At 58.4% G+C, this 16,922-nt stretch carries 17 protein-coding genes; 9 read left to right on the top strand and 8 right to left on the bottom strand.

Annotated elements, in window-relative coordinates:
* On the bottom strand, positions 1 to 535 hold a 535-nt coding region (locus C437_RS00185), incomplete at its 3' end, for a hypothetical protein (RefSeq protein ID WP_004514855.1).
* 192 nt (positions 536 to 727) lie between these two features.
* Between C437_RS00185 and C437_RS00180 the strand changes: the two genes are divergently transcribed.
* A complete protein-coding gene (locus C437_RS00180) occupies positions 728 to 1,351 on the top strand; it encodes a hypothetical protein (protein ID WP_004514854.1) in 624 nt (207 codons plus the stop codon).
* Positions 1,352 to 1,402: 51 nt separating this feature from the next.
* On the opposite strand, the gene C437_RS00175 is transcribed toward C437_RS00180, so the two are convergent.
* Positions 1,403 to 2,842, bottom strand: coding sequence for a hypothetical protein (locus C437_RS00175; protein ID WP_004514853.1), 1,440 nt, complete (start codon positions 2,840 to 2,842; stop codon positions 1,403 to 1,405).
* 324 nt (positions 2,843 to 3,166) lie between these two features.
* On the opposite strand from C437_RS00175, the gene C437_RS00170 reads away from it, so the two are divergent.
* On the top strand, positions 3,167 to 3,997 hold the full coding sequence (locus C437_RS00170) for a type IV toxin-antitoxin system AbiEi family antitoxin domain-containing protein (RefSeq protein WP_004514852.1): 831 nt from the start codon (positions 3,167 to 3,169) through the stop codon (positions 3,995 to 3,997).
* A 62-nt stretch (positions 3,998 to 4,059) separates the two neighbouring features.
* On the opposite strand, the gene C437_RS00165 is transcribed toward C437_RS00170, so the two are convergent.
* Entirely contained in the window at positions 4,060 to 4,548 is a 489-nt protein-coding gene (locus tag C437_RS00165; protein ID WP_049919535.1) for a winged helix-turn-helix domain-containing protein, read from the bottom strand.
* Between the two features lie 115 nt (positions 4,549 to 4,663).
* Here C437_RS00165 and C437_RS00160 point away from each other — a divergent pair, with 115 nt between their 5' ends.
* The 5 genes from C437_RS00160 to C437_RS00145 all read left to right on the top strand — a co-directional run bounded on the left by C437_RS00160 (position 4,664) and on the right by C437_RS00145 (position 8,968).
* Positions 4,664 to 5,464: a hypothetical protein gene (locus C437_RS00160; protein WP_004514850.1), complete on the top strand. Its 801-nt coding sequence runs from the start codon at positions 4,664 to 4,666 to the stop codon at positions 5,462 to 5,464.
* Positions 5,465 to 5,568: 104 nt separating this feature from the next.
* Entirely contained in the window at positions 5,569 to 5,982 is a 414-nt protein-coding gene (locus tag C437_RS00155; RefSeq protein ID WP_004514849.1) for a MarR family transcriptional regulator, read from the top strand.
* A gap of 123 nt (positions 5,983 to 6,105) precedes the next feature.
* On the top strand, positions 6,106 to 6,429 hold the full coding sequence (locus tag C437_RS00150) for a hypothetical protein (RefSeq protein WP_004514848.1): 324 nt from the start codon (positions 6,106 to 6,108) through the stop codon (positions 6,427 to 6,429).
* 54 nt (positions 6,430 to 6,483) lie between these two features.
* Positions 6,484 to 7,131, top strand: coding sequence for an HNH endonuclease (locus C437_RS19700; protein ID WP_004514847.1), 648 nt, complete (start codon positions 6,484 to 6,486; stop codon positions 7,129 to 7,131).
* A 547-nt stretch (positions 7,132 to 7,678) separates the two neighbouring features.
* Positions 7,679 to 8,968, top strand: a complete 1,290-nt coding sequence (locus C437_RS00145) for an orc1/cdc6 family replication initiation protein (RefSeq protein WP_004514846.1) — start codon at positions 7,679 to 7,681, stop codon at positions 8,966 to 8,968.
* Between the two features lie 612 nt (positions 8,969 to 9,580).
* Here the strand turns inward: C437_RS00145 and C437_RS00140 are convergent.
* The 4 genes from C437_RS00140 to C437_RS20280 form a co-directional block, all read right to left on the bottom strand.
* Positions 9,581 to 11,731 carry a type B DNA-directed DNA polymerase gene (locus C437_RS00140; protein ID WP_004514845.1) on the bottom strand — a complete coding sequence of 717 codons (2,151 nt, stop codon included), beginning with the start codon at positions 11,729 to 11,731 and terminating at the stop codon, positions 9,581 to 9,583.
* Positions 11,732 to 11,733: 2 nt separating this feature from the next.
* Positions 11,734 to 12,039 carry a hypothetical protein gene (locus C437_RS00135; protein WP_004514844.1) on the bottom strand — a complete coding sequence of 102 codons (306 nt, stop codon included), beginning with the start codon at positions 12,037 to 12,039 and terminating at the stop codon, positions 11,734 to 11,736.
* 2 nt (positions 12,040 to 12,041) lie between these two features.
* On the bottom strand, positions 12,042 to 12,881 hold the full coding sequence (locus C437_RS00130; protein WP_049919537.1) for a hypothetical protein: 840 nt from the start codon (positions 12,879 to 12,881) through the stop codon (positions 12,042 to 12,044).
* Positions 12,882 to 13,218: 337 nt separating this feature from the next.
* Positions 13,219 to 13,362: a hypothetical protein gene (locus C437_RS20280; RefSeq protein WP_004514842.1), complete on the bottom strand. Its 144-nt coding sequence runs from the start codon at positions 13,360 to 13,362 to the stop codon at positions 13,219 to 13,221.
* A 38-nt stretch (positions 13,363 to 13,400) separates the two neighbouring features.
* On the opposite strand from C437_RS20280, the gene C437_RS00125 reads away from it, so the two are divergent.
* Together C437_RS00125 and C437_RS00120 are read left to right on the top strand one after the other, a co-directional pair.
* Entirely contained in the window at positions 13,401 to 14,717 is a 1,317-nt protein-coding gene (locus C437_RS00125; RefSeq protein WP_170832147.1) for an RNA-guided endonuclease InsQ/TnpB family protein, read from the top strand.
* Between the two features lie 333 nt (positions 14,718 to 15,050).
* Positions 15,051 to 15,740, top strand: coding sequence for an SOS response-associated peptidase (locus tag C437_RS00120; RefSeq protein ID WP_004514840.1), 690 nt, complete (start codon positions 15,051 to 15,053; stop codon positions 15,738 to 15,740).
* Between the two features lie 15 nt (positions 15,741 to 15,755).
* On the opposite strand, the gene C437_RS00115 is transcribed toward C437_RS00120, so the two are convergent.
* Positions 15,756 to 16,784 (bottom strand): Cdc6/Cdc18 family protein, encoded by a 1,029-nt coding sequence (locus C437_RS00115; RefSeq protein ID WP_004514839.1) that lies wholly within the window; start codon positions 16,782 to 16,784, stop codon positions 15,756 to 15,758.
* Positions 16,785 to 16,922: the final 138 nt, after the last annotated feature.

The raw sequence follows: 16,922 nt of genomic DNA, 5'->3' as shown, positions 1-16,922 counted from the left end.
GGATATCAACCTCAACCTCCGCCGAGTCCGGGAGGCCAGCTACGTCTACTATTACAATAACCGGATGGACTCGTTCCACTTCCTTGCTTACAGTCGCCAAACTCTCCTGCTGATTTTCTGTCAGCCTAACCCGATTCCCACTCGATACCGCTTTCACCTCCACCGCATAGTACGCCAACAGATCCGTCGTCGGGTCTACCACCTCACGCGAATGCGACGGGGCGGGCGTGCCCTCCACTGGGGTCAGTGCCTGCACCATGAGAATATCGTCAGGTATCCAGCCTTGCGAATACCCCCAGTCACCATCTTCCGGCAACGTAACACCCTCCAATATCCCGAGATGGACTTCCTCCGTTAGATTCCGACTTTTCGAATGAATCCGGATGTCGTCTCTGCTATACTCCTTCCCCTCAGTCTGGCCCATCACGTGTGTAGTAATCGCCTCCTCAAGCGGCTCTGGGAAACCCCCGTATCGCCCTGCAATCATCTCTGCAATCAAACCCACATCCATCCTCGACAAATCGTACGTAACCATCGGTCTCTACTTTCTCCGTCCTTCTACCAGCCGCTTTGTATTAGGTGATTCCGTGCCCAAACAGCTCCCAATTCTGAACTGCTAAGGTTCGACTCGTGTCTAAAAGGCCGATACACTCGTAAGAGCCCCTCTCAACGGAGTCTATGAATTCTGTAGGTTTGTCGTACCCACGAGGAGTGGAGTGAGAAACAAATGAAAGCGGTTCCATCATATACTGTCGATAGAGAGACTGCAGCGACGCTCCGCGAATGGCTGTTCGAAAATGCAGTTGAGAAACATGGGGAGTCCGAGATCTCCGAGCCACTCGCCGAACTGGCGGCCGCTATCGACGGTGCGCTCTACGAAGAGGCGGGGGCCGTCGAACTCGGAGCGTGGGCACAGATGAGTCCACCGGGTCACCGAGACACGTCCCACGTCGACGGGAGCCTAGTCGATGAATCCCGATCAGATGACGCACGCGACCCAGGCGAGCCTGCTCCCCTCGATACAGGCGTCAACGAGCCAGATCGCAGCTACGACACGTATCCCGATTCAGCTTGGCAGCCCGATCACGAGCAGTCCATGACGAACCAGGAGCGATCCCCGACAGCAGCGTCTCACGGCAGGGCGACACCGACAGCGACCTCTCGCACACGACGGCAACAGCACCGTCCATCAGTCCGGTATCGCACCGCGTACGAGTGTTCCGTGTGCGGGAGCGTTCGTGAGTTAGAAACCTCGCTTCAAGTCTGTGCGTTCGTCGATGAGTGTCCCAGCTGCGGAGCAGTCGCTCGCTTTACTGCGGGCGGGATTCCCACACCGTTCAGGAAGAGCTGAAGACGCCTATTACAGTCTCTTTCAGCCAGTTCCCTTGACTGTCGGAGATAGCTACGGGAACACCTGATAGAAGCCGGTCAAGCCGGTTTGACGGATTCGATCACAGGTATCGATGAACGTCGCTCCTTCATCGTCCTCTCTGCGTTGCTCGATGAAGTCCGGATAGCCGAGCAACTGGAGGTACGCATTAGCAAACTGGATTAGCGTCTTCACTGCGGCCTTCATGAAGTGGTATGGTTCGATGTAGCCCGCATCAGCCCAGTCTGCCTGATACAATCCCCACTCAGTGAGCGGATCATAGGGTAAGGGATCGTCATCTATCTCGCGGTAGTACCGCTCGAAGGCATCTCGATCTGCCTCATTGAACCGGTCAAGCGGGATGACTCCCGCTGTCCAACCCTGATCAGCATCCTCGAGGAGACTGTCCTGATATCCTCCGCGATGGACTACAAGCGGTCGGAGAACATAGATCAGATTGATGTACGCCATGTGGGCCGCGATGTGATCACGAAGATCGGTGTTTACCTCCCGTACTTCATTCAGAAAGTCCCGTCCCCGGTTGTTCGAGAGCGAGATGAACTCTTTTCGAATGTCGTCGATAGCATACTTCTCCGCGGTCTTGAGGGCAAGTGTATCGAAAACGCCGGTGATCAGGGAGATCGCATTGTCGAAATGGTACTGGACGTTGAGCTGCGTCCGGTTATCTGGTTCCTGGAAATACTGATAGCCGATCTCATCGACGGCGATAAGCAAGTTCTGAAATCGGATGCTAAATCCCCGTAGATAGTCGTCAACCGCGTCGGCCTCCACGTGATACCGCGGAACCAACGCCCGGAAGAGATGCCAGTACCAGCCGAACATTCCGACGGTGAGGTTCGGACTAGCGTAGAACTGCTCCCGATACCGGATATAGAGCCCGAGATACTCGACTGCCTCGCCGAGGCTCATGATATTCAACTGCCCACCGGGGAAGTGCGCCTCGAACCACCGTCGGTTGGTGAGGAGGACCGTTCGGTTCGTGATGAACAGGTGTCCCTCATCACGATGGTTGAGCGCGGCGTGGACGAACACCTGCCGGACTGTCGCCAGCTCTCGTTCGGTGACGTCCTCTACTTCGGTCGCATACGCGTCGACGTCATCGGAGAAGACTCGTGCTGTAGTCCGCCGAATCGCCCGTTCCTGATATCCGAACAGATACGAGAATGACGTGGTTCTTTGCTGCCCATCATCATCGCTCCGGACAACTCGAGCCCCGTTCTCTGCCGTCTCAAATGTATACGGTGGGATACACTCAAGCTCCTCATGCCGTGGCGTGTCTGGCGACCGAATGAATTCGAACTCGCGGTTCGCTGCATAGTCGAGTACCCGCTGGGCGGCATCGTTACCATCGGCGAGCTGCTCGTTCAGTGACGCGGTATCCACCAGTACGCGCAGCGGGTCCTCACCGTCACGTGAATCATGGTCTCGACGGATGATATCGCGTGGGTTCATACCTGTGTCTCGTCGTGCCAGCAAGTCAACGCTGTGGGCACGTCAACAAGCCCCTCTACCTTGTTTTTGAATACGATCGGGATTTGTATCGAACGACTAATTCGAACTCGAACCAAGGTCTATTCAATAGTTGGACCAGCCAGAAGACGGGGTTGGAAGATACTGCCGACAGAATCAGCCACATCCGATTTGTTTATCCACAGTCTCCACGGTTCTTAACCAACACATACCTATTGGATGATTTTGTGTTGGTTAAGGGAGCTAAGAAGAATGAGGCAAGGCTAAAGCAGGTCTGAGACTATATTCTATGTAAGAAACGCAGGTATGAGTATCATAGAACAATCGCAAAATATACGCCAGGGTCTCTCGACTCGAGAAAGTCGACTCCTTGCACAACTCGCTGGCGCGGGGCACCAGATCATCTCCGTTGACGATATCGAGACGACGCTGGAGGTTCCCCCAAACACCGCCCGCGAGATCGCCTCCCGGCTCACCGAGAAGGGCTGGCTCGACCGGCTCTTCCCGGGCACGTATCTCATCATTCCCCTCTCTGCCGGCGAGGACGCCGTATACACAACCCACGAGTACCTCATCGCTGCCCACGTCGCCGAGCCGATGTACATCGGCTACTACAGCGCCCTCAGTCACTACGGGCTGACCGAACAGGTCCCCCGGACGGTGTACGTCGTTACGCCGACCCGAGCGCAAAGCCGGGAGATCCACGGCGTCCCGTACCGCGTCACGACAATCACCGAGCGGAAATTCTTCGGCTTTGAGCCGACATCGATCGAGGGCACGACCGTGCAGGTCAGCGACATAGAGAAGACGCTGGTCGACTGTGCGGACCACCCCGAGTTCTGTGGTGGCCTTCGGGAACTCGCGACCGCGATGCGTACTGCCGACGAACGGGGTTGCGACTGGGACACTGTCGGCGAGTACCTCGAACGCCTCGACAACGGCGCTGCGACCAAGCGGATTGTCTACCTCGCCGACCAGCTCGGCATCGACCTCCCCGCCCGCGAAGAACTCGTTGCGTCGTTCACGAGTGGCTACTCGCTGCTGGATCCGACGCGGCCCGACACCGGGTCGACCGACAGTACGTATCGCCTCCGGATCAACGTCGAGCCAGCCATGCTGGAGCCCAAGGAGTCCTGACCTAGGTACGAAGGCGGTGTACCCTCTCTGCAGCGTCGAGAACGGTGCTGTTCGACGACGAACTATGGGTTTGTGCCACCATCGACGGCGTCGAGATCGGGCTCGTCGAACTCGAGGGCTTCCGCGACGGCATCCGGAAGCTCCGGGCGAGGGGCCGATTCGTGGCGCTCGATTTTCTCGGTCTTCCGCGTGTTTTCGTAGAGGGCACGTGCGACCGGAAGCCCACGGAGATACTTGTAGTCGTGGAGGACCTCGACCCCCCGCTCTGTGAATCCGTAGAACTGGGAGGGGAGATCACGTTTCCCCTCGCTTGGATCGTACGTGTAGCGTGCGAGGAGCCCGGCGTCGATCAACGTCTCCAACTGGTCTTTGATGGCCGCCTGGCTCTTCCCGGTCATATACTCGAGTTCGGCGAGCGACATTAGATGGGCGGGATGGCCCAGCAGCTCCTGGATGATGAGATGGCGCGTATCCTGGGACAGCAGCTTGAACAGCCGCTGCTGTTCCGCGAACGGACCTGCATCGGCCGCACCAGTGTCGGTTTCGCTCATACGTGCTGGTACGAGGTAGGACGCCATAACAGTTAGGGTCACCCAAGTTGGTTAATCCAGAAAAAACCAAAGTGATTCAGAAGGGATAAGATGGTGTGGTTTGAATCGGCAGCTAATGACCGACCCAAGCCCGCCGCCGGACGCTGGGGAGATTATGACCGTTGTTCACGAGGCCGTCGGGGACATCGAACTTGAGCCTGCAGAGAAACGGGAAATATGGCGGTTCACCCAGCGTGAATTGCCGTATCTCTGGAGTCAGCGGACATCGTATTTTATCTTGGGGAGCTATCGCGACCCCTATATCCGCCGGCTTCGCGCCGTCCAGAACGAACTCACGAAGCAGCTCGGTGCCTATCCGTTCATCATGGGAGATCTCCTCGAACTTCCGACTGACCGGCTCAATACGTTCGATATCATGTTTTCGTTGCTCGCGACATACAGCGACTACATTGTTGGGGTCTTCGAGAAGGAGAGTGGTGGGGAGGCGCCTGAATTGGGTGAGATCGATGACCCCCCGTATTTCGACAAGTCGTACGTGTTCCCACGTGATTACGCGTGGGTGACTGACGAGAACCTTGACTCGAAACAGCACGTCATTCAGGCCGCCCTTGAGATAGCGTTCACAGACGATTTGTCGGTGGATGAAGTCCAAGCAAACGTCGAGTCGCTCGTTGATCGCGCCCAAGAGAGCGGTCTCGACATCGACGAACAGGAGGTGTGGGATGTGATCGACGACCGGGCAGATGAGGGCGAAGATCCAGTAACGTACAGCTGGGTCCATCTCAACAAGTTCCGCAAATTCGAACTCCACGATCGGTGCTTCCCGTGGACGACAGAGGACGAACTTCGAACTGTGGTTGACGAACTCCCGTCACCGACACCCCGTCCGGAGTGGGAAGCGAGGGGGGAACAGTGAATTCTCCTGTCATACTCGCTTGGCGGTACAATCATCATAGTGAGTCGGCTCGGCAGTTTACTCTCAGGTAAACTACTTTACTACGCCAGGTCGAATACATCGTTATGGAGGCTGGTTCGGGTGTCGGTGACGACACGACACCACGGGAAGTCATCCACTTCATTACACAGCATACACGGTTTTCGCTTATCAGCGATATTCTCGCTCACCCCCAACAGCTCCCATCGATGTACGAACTCGAGGAGCTCAATCCCAGTGTGAGCGATGCGACCGTCTACAAGCACATCCAGAAGCTGATCGACGCCGGCATCGTCGAGGAGGTCGCCCTAGACGACAACCAGCGCCGGCAGGGCTACCCTTGGAAGTTCTATGGACTCACGGAGGAGGGGTGGGAGTTCCTCGAGGAGCACAACCTGCTCGCTGCAGAGGAGACCCTCCAGCAGATCTACGAGACCATCTCCGACAAGCCCGAGAAGATGGTCAAGTACGAGAACGCCCCCCGCCCGGATGACGTCTAACGGCTCGGTCTATTCCTGAATAGTTTGCTATTCGTACTCTTCAGCCCGTGACGAGACGGTATCTGATTAACCAACAAATCTATGCCGATACGCGCTCTGTTGGTTAACACGAAGTGACCGCTGATGTCCTACGAGCCACCGACGCCGCCGGCGGAACTCCCGACAGATATCGTCAACACCCTCAACGGCTACTCGCCGGACCAGCTCCAGCACGTCGCACGCTACGCTGAGGAACTGGCAGAACACAAAGCTCGCGAGGCCCGGCTCGAGGAGGAGTCGGAGGACGACGAAATCGACGAGCGGCCAGACGATCTTCCAGACGACGTCCCGTCGAAGGCCACGATCACGATCAAGGAGATCAACGACAACCGCTACTACTACTGGCAGTGGAGAGATGGTGAAAAGATCCGTTCTCAATATAAGGGTCCAGTCAACCCGGACGAGTAGCTCCGGACATTCATCAGTGATGACGGTTGCTAATGGTCGGCGAAAGGCCGAACCATGCCCGTCGAGATCGAGTGCGACTTCTGTGGGAAGTCAATTACAAAGCCCCCATCAGAGGTGGAAAGTGCAGAACACCATTTCTGTGATCGGGAGTGCTATGGGAACTGGCGTAGCGAAGGAGAAGATAGCAGACTCGTTCTCGAATGTGACTACTGCGGGACTGAATACAGACGGTATGAAGCATCACTCAGAGAGGACCAGACAAACACCTTCTGTAGCAAAGAGTGCAAGGGACGGTGGCAGATAGAAAATCGGCCGCAAACTGAGTGTACGTACTGTGGGGAGAGCATCAAACGAATCCAGTACGATATCGAATCAGCGGACCGGCATTTCTGTAGTCGTAAATGCAAGTGGGACTGGCAGCGGGAGACAGCTACCTACGACTGGAAATCAACCCCGAACTACGGACCGCTTTGGAAAGAACGGCGTGAGCAGGTCTTAGAGCGAGATAATCGAACCTGCCAGGGGTGTGGCCGTAGCGAAGACGATCTCGGATATACCCCACGAGTGCATCATATCCGGCCGTTCTCTGAGTTCGACGAGGATGAGGTCGAAGCAGCTCACGATTCATCGAATTTAGTCTCGCTCTGCGAGCCTTGTCACACCCGGTGGGAAGGTATCCCGCTCCGTCCGAAGCTAATCTGATGGACCCCCCATGTTCGAAGTGAAAATCCGCGTGCCATACGGCATGAGCCAGATACTGAACCGATTTTCACATCGATGACGGGGGGGAATGTTCGACCTTGTGTTTACACATCGATGACGGGGGGTGTCAGACGGGCGGCTTGCACTTCGATGACGGGGAGGGGGAACAGCTAGTTCCGAACACAGATACGCAAATTCACCTGATGGCCGCCGATTCTGCGTTACACATCGATGACGGGGGGTCCTCCATCGGATGTACTTCGGTGTCGGTTCCTACTAACGTGCCGTGAAACCCTCGAATTCAGGAGTGAAATTGGATACAGCGGGCGAATAAACATCGACGGGGGTTAATCTTTTTAATGCTCCGGTGTACAGCAGTCATATGGCCGGTAGTGATCAAGAAGGGGCGGACCAATCCACCCTTGATGAAGGAACTAGTTCTACATCGGATGGTCAGCAGCTAGAATCCGCCCGTGAGGATGCTGCCGGAGACTCAAGCCAACATCAGGAATCGACCGAAGAGAGCGCTCAACGGTCGATCCGTGATATGCTCGATGATGAGGGGGAAGCATCGGTTTTCGTCAACCGTGACCTCGTCGAGCCGGACACGATTATCGATGAGGAGCGAATCGTCGGCCGTGACGACCAGCTCGAGTCCGTCGTCTCATTTCTGAAGCCGACGCTCCAAGGAAATCGACCGCCGAATATGCTGTTGTACGGTCCCGCAGGGACCGGAAAGTCACTCATCATCGGAGCCGTCACGCAACAGATAATCGAGCTCTGTCAATCCAAAGGCGAACGGTTCGGCGTTGTCGATATCAATTGCCAACCAATCAATACGCTCGATCAGGCCGTCTACGAACTCGTCCAAACTGTCGCCCAGGACGTTGGTACGGAAGTCGGTGTTCCAGAGACCGGCGTATCAACGAAGCGCAAGTACCGACGTCTGTACGAACTTATCAACGAGCACTACGATTCGGTTATCTTCATTCTCGACGAGATCGACCTCTTGGTCGGCCGGCGCGAAAACGACGAACCCGCATACTCGAAGCTTCTCTATCAGCTATCGCGAGCAAGTAACACGAACGAGATCGAAGGTCGCGTGTCCGTCGCAGCGCTGACGAACGATCCAAAATTTATGGAAGACATCGACGGGCGTGCCGAGAGCTCATTCAATCCACGTGACGTCTACTTCCCTGACTACGACGCGACCCAGCTGCGCGAAATTCTCGAAAATCGACGCGATGCGTTCCGTCAAGATGCTCTCGAGGACGACGTGATTCCGCTCGTGGCGGCGTTCGCTGCACAGAGTCACGGTGACGCACGGAAGGCGATCGACCTGTTCCGCGGTGCCGGTGACCTCGCAGACGAGCGGGGAGATGAAGTGGTCACGGAGGACCACGTCCGGGAATCTCAGGAGGAGATCGACAAAGACCGTTCGCTGAAGCTCGTTGAGGGACTTACGACACAAAAGAAGATTTCACTATACGCAACTGCAGCTGTTGCGCATCACTCGAACCGGACGGGGAGCTCCGTCCCGAGCCCGGTTGGGTTCAAAGTCTATCAGTGGGTGACGAACGAACTCGATGCGGACCAGATGACCCGTGAGACGTACGTCAAATATGTCAAAGAACTTTCCACGTACGGGTTGATTTCGACATCCCGGAAAAGCCGCGGACGAGGCGGCGGGATGTATATGGAATTCACATTCACGGGCGATCCTGAAGCGATGATGACTCGGATTGTCGATGATACACGCCTAGAAGGAATAGCCCAGCAGGAAGAACTCCTCAGTTCAGTCGTGAATGCTCAACTGAAAGAATTCCACGAGGGGTGAGAATCCGATCGAGCATCCGATGTAGAACACACCCCCCGTGTTCGATGTGTAAAGTCAAGATAGGAGCGGGACACAGGTCGAGAGAAGCCTGAACTGGTGCCGGTGGGTCAGAGAACACGGAGTAGCCTCCCACCAACCTTCTAACGGACTGGAGATGAGATGGCGACACAGAGTCTCGTGACCCTCACCCCCCGTCATCGATGTGTAAACAGCAGAGCGTGGAAGGGGAAAACTCACGAGGACGAATCACGAAAGTCGGGTTTGACGCCACGAGACGGTCGATTTCAGGAGAGATCACGGATGTAGACGACGAATATAGTGAAGACATCCTTGCTCGGTTAGTCGAAGCTTCGCTTCTCCTAACCTTCGCATTTTAACCTAGTGCGGTTTCAGTTACAGCGCACTGTATATAAAACTTCGTCAGACAATATGCAGTGGTTACGAGAATATAATCTCGGAGGCTGAGTCACTCTTCTTCGTGTCTGTGGTATCATCGCCGGTTTTCGCCGTTCTCCTCTCGTCACCCCCCTCCCTCCTCTCATGGTTTTACACATCGATGACGGGGGGAGGGAGTGTAACCGCGGTTCTCTATTGAAACCATCCACTACTCGGTTACTGGAAATCGGTTAGCTCTGGTTCACGTGCCCCTGAGAGTTCTTGTTGAATGTCCGTGCGATCCCACCCAAGCGGAGAGAGGACACTCTCTGTCGCCCGGATGAGCTGAGTCTCATAGTACGACGCATCGTACGAGTCGATCTCCTCGTGAGCCAACGCGACCCGTTCCCGCGAGGTCTTCCCGTCGTCGACAACTACGTACTCGATGTCTTGTCCTGGGTGGACGGCGAGGTCCTGGTCGCGAGCCCGCTTCAGCGCCGCCACGTTCTGTGTGTTCTGCGTGTAGCCCTCCAGCGGCTTGGAGACACGATTCCGTTCGACGAGCTGCTCGACAGGAATCCTTCCAGCGTGGAGGCGCTTGATGGCGTCCTGGAGACAGTCGAGGACCGCGTCCCGAGATCGAGTCGCATCGAGCCGTTCGAGACAGCTTCGTTGGACGTCCTCGATGAACGGTGGGGTTGAGCGTTGCCGAGCTTCGATACCGCGTATCTTGAAGTCGTCGTCGCCGGCGACCTTCCCGAAGTACTTCGTCAACGCGCCGGCGTCGCTCTCGCGCTGCGGGACAAACGCGACCCAGTCGTAGTGGGCTTCGTGTTCGAGCCGAATCTCGACAGTCTCCGTGATCTCTGTCGCAAGCTCCTCGAGGTCCTCGCGGTCATCGTCGTTGACGTCGGGATCGGGCGTCACCCAGATGGAGTCGACGATACCGTGGACGACGCGCCAGCCACCGGCCTCCAAGCGTTGTTTTGCCGTCAGCAGAATCTCGCGAGCAAACGCGTTGATCGCCTCGTGGCACTCGATCCGCCCGAACTTCGCGTTGCTGAAACCCTGATACCCGAAGCAGGCGACGAGAATCCACTTTAGCGCTCCCGACCGCCCCTCGAGCTCTGCCAGTCGGTCCTCGTCGGGGTCGTCCTGTTCCTTCTCGCGACGGATGGCCGCCTTGATCTCGTCGCGCGCGTCGATGATCGGCTGCAGTACGTCGACGAGGTAGCCCCGGTCGTCACAGATCGAGTACCCGAGGCCGGGGACGTCGTCGCGGTCGCTGTGGCAGTCACACCGGATGACGTCCGGCGAGACGTTCCGGGTGCAGATGATGTTCGGATACAACGAGGAGAAGTCGAGTTCGTGGACGTTCTCGTGGACGCCGACCTCGGGCGCGAAGATGAAGCCGCCACGGTCGGCGTCGTGGAGCGTCCCCATCGGCTTGTAGAACTCGTGGCGCCAGGAGTTCCACGGGACGAGGACGCCGCGGTCGTGGGCCTCGCAGATCTGGATCGCCGTGAGGACGTTCCCGATCGACGCCCACGCGAGCTCCTGGACGGGCTTTTTCGAGCGCGACACGAGGTCGAGGACGCCGTCGAGGTTCGTCTCCCCGTAGAAGAACGTGTTCGACTCGTCGATGATCGCCCGGCCGGGCACGTTGTACCGCGCCGGGGAGTGACCGACGCGGCCGTAGCTCGAGTACGTCGACTGGTTCGCGAGCTGCTGGTAGTCGACGTCCGGCCACCGACTCAGCGAGAAGTCGTCGACGCCGGCGTCCGTCGCCATCTCGTACAGGGTCGGGACGATCTCGCTGGTTGAGCAGACTAGGACGTCCGGATCGTGGGCTTCGAGTGCCCCTTGGACGGCGGTCAGGATATCCGTCGGCGAGCCGGTGACGGTGTCGCCGGTGACGGACAGCTCCCCATAGACGTCGTTGCTCGTTTCGGTCACCGGGACGCTGAGCCGGAGCGTCGATAGCTCGCTTGCCGGCGTCGGATCGACGCCGGTCTCCAGACAGTACCGGAACTCTCGCGACAAGTCGATGTTGAAGCAGGCGATATCCCCGACTGGATAGGCCGACAGCTGGCGTGCCTGCCGGGCGAGTGGGGTGACGCGATTGATGTGGGCGACGTCGACGGCGAGAACGGCCTCCTCGTCTCGTCGAAAGCCGGGGCGTCGCGTAACCATCTCGGTCGCGACGACGTCCGGGTGCTGGTCGTACACTGACTGGAGTATCGTGAGGTCGAGGTCGGCATCAGGGTCGCGAGCGGCGACGTAGAAGCGTGGGGTGTAGTCATCGCGCTCGGTCGCGACGGCGCCGTCGGCGGTTGCCTCCCACTCCAGGACGCGGCCGTCGTCCAGAAAGTCGATACTGAACGGCATCGTCACGGGTTCGCGTCCGTTGGGGCGCTCTCTTGGTCATCGCGTGCTGCGACCGCGGCTTCGAGCTCCTCGAGGCGCTCTTCGTGGTCGTCGAGGCGGGACTCCTGTTCGAGATCGATGCTGAGCAGCGCCGGCAGCAGCGGATTCTGGTGGTTCAACAGCCCGCTCGCGTCGGCGTGCTCGCGGGCGTACTCGAACAGCCGGTCGAAGTGCGGCTGGTCGCGACGCCGCAGTGCCCGGCGGAACTCAGCCCAGCGCTCTTCGATTGCCCGCAGCGCATCTCGGTAGGTTGGGTTCGTACGCCCCATCGCTATCGTCCTCCTGCCCCGGTTGCGGTCCACGCATCGAGCAAGGGATCTGCGGTGGCCGCCACCGTCTCACCGTCAGCGGTGACGCCCGTCCCGACACCTTCCGGGGTCGGCGTCGACGGCGCCGGCGTCGTCGGCTCCACGCCGACCTGCGTGGCGCGTGCCGCGAGCAGCTGTCGCCAGTACGCGAACGTCGTTTGGTAGTACGCGCCGTCGTCGACGGGATAGACGAGCGTCTCGAAGCCCTCGCCGACGACCCGTGGGCCCATCCGCGTCTGCTCGCACTCTAGGTGGTGGTCGGCGACCCTCGCGACTGACTCGGTGAATTCGTTTCGTTCGTTTCGCGTAACGAGCACCGGGATGTCGTACCCATCGGCGTAGGTCGCCAACCGGGCGAGAGTTCGAGCCTGGAGGGTTTTCGCGTGGGTCTCGCTGAGGGTATCGTCGGCGCGGTACTGGGCGTCGACGGCCGGCGCGACGATGAGGGCGGGGGTGTGGGGCGACGTGTCCTCGTCACGACTTGGTTCCCCTCGACCGGCCGCCCCGGCGTCAGTGGTAGACATCTGGATCGACTTGTTCACTGCCGTCGGAAGATCATAGACGGCGCCGTAGTGCTGGTAGGCGGTAAATCCGCGAGCGACGTGAATTCGGTTGAGCAACCGTTGACTAGGGGCGATCTGCGTCAGCGTGGTCGTCGTCGCATGGCCGTTTGCGTCAATCCAGAAAGCGGGCCCGTCGTGCAAGAGGAGATGATCGAGTACCAATGACTGAAGGATCGGAACACCCCGATCACCGTCGACATCGAGGAGTGTGATACCGTCCTCAAGGGAGGGTAGCAGCATTCCGTCCGTCGCGGGATCGGCTTGATTAGCCAGATTCTGGTTGCGGTCAGCGCTCCGTGTTGGCTGGTCTACCGCCAATCGGTTCGACGTCGATGTGGAGCGGTCGGGCATACTCCAGTAGATGGCCACGTACCAGATAAGCCGCGGCGTGTCGCTTCCGCATTTTCAAGGAATGACTGAGTAATGCGGTAAATCGGAGTCAAGCGCTGGATTTTGGCGATCGTCCGAAGGTTTCCGAGAAGACTTCCAGAATGACCTTGGTTCGGATGGTTCGTAGCGAGAGGCCCCATCCTTTCAGGCTGGGTCTGAGCGACAGCACGGACCGACAATCCAGGTGCTACGGCTTGTCTGGATGTTCCACCGCCTCTAGACCGGCTTCGATAATCTCTTGATAGGCTTCTTCGAGGTCCTTGTCCTCTTGTTCGGCGTAGTCTTTCACCCGCCCATTCAGTGTGTGCGAGATGTCGATGTTCGGTCGCATCGTTTGTGTCCAAAAGACATTTAGACAATCAGGCACAAATGTCTGTTGTCGTGAGGCGAACCAATACGTTCGCGGTGCGACCGCTCTCCGAGCAGGATGAGCAGCTGCTCCGCGAGCTGTTGGACGCCTCCGCCAGCCTGTGGAACGAACTGAACTACGAGCGCCGCCAGAACTTCTTCGACGGCGACTCCGTATGGGATACTGCCGACTACCGCAAACAATACGTCGGTGTCCTCGGGTCCGCTACTGCCCAACAAGTCATTCGTAAGAACAGCGAGGCGTGGCGGTCGTTCTTCGCCGCCTGCGAAGATGGTGAGGACACAGCCCCTCCCGGTTACTGGGGCAACGAGGAGGCCGGTAGAGAGTTGCGGACGTACATCCGTAATGACTCCTACACCATCGAAACTGGTGAACGGAGTCGCCTGGAAATCCCGGTCGGCCAAGACCTGAAAGATGAGTACGGACTTGGCTACTACGACCGCCTGCGGCTCGAAATCTGCGGCGCTCCCAAGTGGGACGGCGAACAGGGGCGATTGGAACTGTACTTCGACGAGATCGACGACACGTTCAGAGCCATTCAGCCTGTCACTGTCCCGGATTCTCGACAGGATTCACCACTAGCCGACGAATCGGCTGCTCTGGATGTAGGCGCGAACAACCTCGTCGCTTGTACCACCACCACCGGCCAGCAGTATCTCTACGAGGGACGCGACCTGTTCGCCCGCTTCGGTGAAACCACCGAAGAAATCGCGAGGCTCCAATCGAAACTCCAAGAGGGCCGAAACAGCAGTCAGCGGATTCGATCCCTGTACCGCAAGCGAACGCGCCGCCGCGACCACGCCCAAGACGCTCTCGTGCGGAATTTGATCGAGCGACTATACGACGAAGGTGTCGATACGGTGTACGTCGGCGACCTTACGGACGTGCTGGTGGACTACTGGAGCGCGAAAGTGAACGAGAAAACCCACCAGTTCTGGGCGTATCGCTCGTTCATCGATCGTCTCGCCACGACCGCCGAGGAGTACGGTATCACGGTCGAAGTCCGCTCAGAAGCATACACGACGGCGGAGTGTCCAGTGTGTGGCGAACGAGAGAAGACGGAGCGGGACGGCGACGTGTTCCGCTGTTCGTGTGGCTACGAGGGGCACGCCGACCTCGACGCGTCACGGACATTCCTCGAACGACAGGCTGGCGTAAATCTGGACGTCGGGTCGATGGCACGGCCTGTGCGCCTCAAGTGGGACGACCATATCTGGTCGGAGTTATCACGCTCTCCCGAGAGGGCCAGTCCCAACGAGGAGCGCACAAACCGGAGTACCCGCACGGGGAAACTTGCCTCCGTGGGTGCGGCATAGCCAATATCCCCACCGGAGGAATCCCATTCCACTAAGGATGGGAGGATGTCAATGGGCGCGATCTGGGCGAGTGTACTAGTTGTCTACGTTCCCGATAAGCCGCGGCGTGGCGCTTCCGCGTTCCAGGAAAGCCACGAGATAGATGGTAGCCCGCCCTCGGTCGTCGTGTTTCTGCGGACGATTGACTATTTCCGAGAACGATTCCAGAATTAGGCGCTGCTGCTCAGTTAACCAACACACCGGATTTTCTGGGCCGTTTGTTGGTTAAGAACATCGGCGCTGACAAGGCTCCACGCGACCACGTTGAAGATGCTTCCCTCCGAACTCCTCGGTATGTGTGGCCGAAACTCGCTCTTCATCAATCAGACCGACCTTGAGGCCCGCTTTGATGCGGTAGTCGTCGCTGACGGCGGGTATACACCACGATACAATATCGCGCCTGGTGAGGACCTCTACATCATCACGAACGAGGCTTCCGACGAGATCGACGCCTACCACTGGGGGCTGATTCCGTTCTGGACGGATGAGCCCGAGGAGGGCATCATCAACGCTCGTTCCGAGACGGCCGACGAGAAACGCGTCTTCGAGCGGGCGTGGGAATCACGTCCCTGCCTTGTCCCCTCGTCAGGGTTCTACGAGTGGAAATCGCCGAACGGCGGGTCGAAACACCCCTACCGGATTCACCGGGAGGACGACCCCGCATTCGCGATGGCTGGGCTCTGGGATGTCTGGGAGGGCGACGACGAGACGATCTCGTGCGTCACGATTCTCACGACGGAGCCGAACGACTTGATGAACTCAATCCACGACCGGATGCCGGTCGTCCTCCCGCAGGACGCGGAATCTGACTGGCTCGCCGCAGATCCGGCCACCCGCAAGGAACTGTGCCAGCCGTATCCGAAGGACGATCTGGACGTCTACGAAATCTCGACGCGGGTCAACAACCCCGGCAACGACGATCCCCAGGTCATCGAGCCGCTGGACCACGAGCAATCGGGCCTCGGCGAGTTCAGTTCGGGATAGTTGACGGCGTAACGGTTACTGCATCGGCGACGCAGCTGCTGAATCGACGAGCGAGTACTCTCGATCCCGACTCGTCCCTTCCGCCTCGAGGAGGTTGTACTGCTCCATCTTCGAGAGGTACGTCCGAACAGTCCGTTTGGTCCGTGGATCATCGACGTCCTCGGAATAGCGCTCGTGGATCTCGCTCGGTCCGAGTGGGCCGTGCTCACGAACGATGTCGTAGACGACGCGCTGGTGCGGCGTGAGCGAGTCGAGGCTCTTCTGCTTGATTTGGGCTCGAGCATCCTCGGCGGCGTCCAGGAGGATGTCGTCGGTGATGCGTTCGTGGTTCTCGCGATCTGCCTTGCCGGCGGCCGTTCGGAGGATGCCGATTGCGAGGCGTGCGTCGCCGGCGGCCGCGTCGGCGATGCGGTAGAGTTGGTTGTCGGTGATGACGTCTTCCTCGAGTCCCCACTTTGCCCGCGCACTCAGGATGTCGTACAGCTGCTCGTCGTGGTACTTGCCCATCCGGACATGTTCGCTCGAACGGAGCCGACTCACGAGTCGGTCGTCGACGCGGCTGAACAGCTCCTCTTCTTTGTTTGCGATGCAGATGATCGCGAACTGCGGGAGGCTGTGGAGGTCGTAGATGACGCTGGGGTCTTCGAGTTGGTCGACCTCGTCGAGGATGATGACCGTTCGCGGGCCGTCGTGTTGCTGGAGGCGGTCGACGAGTTCGTCGTGCGGTGTCGACTGCCGGTGGATGTCGATGGTGGCGCCGAGGTCGTCGAGGATCTGGTAGAGCGTCCGGAATCGGGTGTAGTTGCGCCAGCAGTTGACGTAGGTGGCCTCGACGTCGAGGACCTCTTCTCGAAGTCGTTCCGTGACGAATTTCGAAATACACGTCTTCCCTGTCCCGCTGGGTCCGGTGACGATGGCTGTATCGGCTGGTTCTCCGTTCGTGATGGGTTCGAGGACGCTGGAGAGGTGGTTGACCTCGGCGTCGCGATGCTCAACTTCCTGAGGGACGAACCCGGCCCGGAGTACGCGAGCATCGCGAATCATCTGTCTCTGACAGACTGATTTCGGGTCAGGTTACAAAAGCCTGACCGGGTTGTTTCCGGAAAGGCGCAATTATGGCTTTCAAGGCCCGGTTCAACCGAGCGGAGTCATTTGATTTCTGTTCTCAGAGTCCACTACTTC

The sequence above is a fragment of the Haloarcula vallismortis ATCC 29715 genome, from assembly GCF_000337775.1.
Lineage (GTDB): Archaea > Halobacteriota > Halobacteria > Halobacteriales > Haloarculaceae > Haloarcula > Haloarcula vallismortis.
Note: the sequence above shows the minus strand (reverse complement) of the source record. Positions and strands in the feature narration are given on the sequence as shown.

Coding starts and splice junctions, on each gene's coding strand:
- C437_RS20280 (WP_004514842.1), bottom strand. CDS start 13,362: ATGCGACCGAACATCGACATCTCGCACACACTGAATGGGCGGGTGAAA.
- C437_RS00165 (WP_049919535.1), bottom strand. CDS start 4,548: ATGAGCGAAACCGACACTGGTGCGGCCGATGCAGGTCCGTTCGCGGAA.
- C437_RS00170 (WP_004514852.1), top strand. CDS start 3,167: ATGAGTATCATAGAACAATCGCAAAATATACGCCAGGGTCTCTCGACT.
- C437_RS00160 (WP_004514850.1), top strand. CDS start 4,664: ATGACCGACCCAAGCCCGCCGCCGGACGCTGGGGAGATTATGACCGTT.
- C437_RS00180 (WP_004514854.1), top strand. CDS start 728: ATGAAAGCGGTTCCATCATATACTGTCGATAGAGAGACTGCAGCGACG.
- C437_RS19700 (WP_004514847.1), top strand. CDS start 6,484: ATGCCCGTCGAGATCGAGTGCGACTTCTGTGGGAAGTCAATTACAAAG.
- C437_RS00120 (WP_004514840.1), top strand. CDS start 15,051: ATGTGTGGCCGAAACTCGCTCTTCATCAATCAGACCGACCTTGAGGCC.
- C437_RS00125 (WP_170832147.1), top strand. CDS start 13,401: ATGTCTGTTGTCGTGAGGCGAACCAATACGTTCGCGGTGCGACCGCTC.
- C437_RS00115 (WP_004514839.1), bottom strand. CDS start 16,784: ATGATTCGCGATGCTCGCGTACTCCGGGCCGGGTTCGTCCCTCAGGAA.
- C437_RS00130 (WP_049919537.1), bottom strand. CDS start 12,881: ATGCTGCTACCCTCCCTTGAGGACGGTATCACACTCCTCGATGTCGAC.
- C437_RS00175 (WP_004514853.1), bottom strand. CDS start 2,842: ATGAACCCACGCGATATCATCCGTCGAGACCATGATTCACGTGACGGT.
- C437_RS00135 (WP_004514844.1), bottom strand. CDS start 12,039: ATGGGGCGTACGAACCCAACCTACCGAGATGCGCTGCGGGCAATCGAA.
- C437_RS00155 (WP_004514849.1), top strand. CDS start 5,569: ATGGAGGCTGGTTCGGGTGTCGGTGACGACACGACACCACGGGAAGTC.
- C437_RS00145 (WP_004514846.1), top strand. CDS start 7,679: ATGCTCGATGATGAGGGGGAAGCATCGGTTTTCGTCAACCGTGACCTC.
- C437_RS00140 (WP_004514845.1), bottom strand. CDS start 11,731: ATGCCGTTCAGTATCGACTTTCTGGACGACGGCCGCGTCCTGGAGTGG.
- C437_RS00150 (WP_004514848.1), top strand. CDS start 6,106: ATGTCCTACGAGCCACCGACGCCGCCGGCGGAACTCCCGACAGATATC.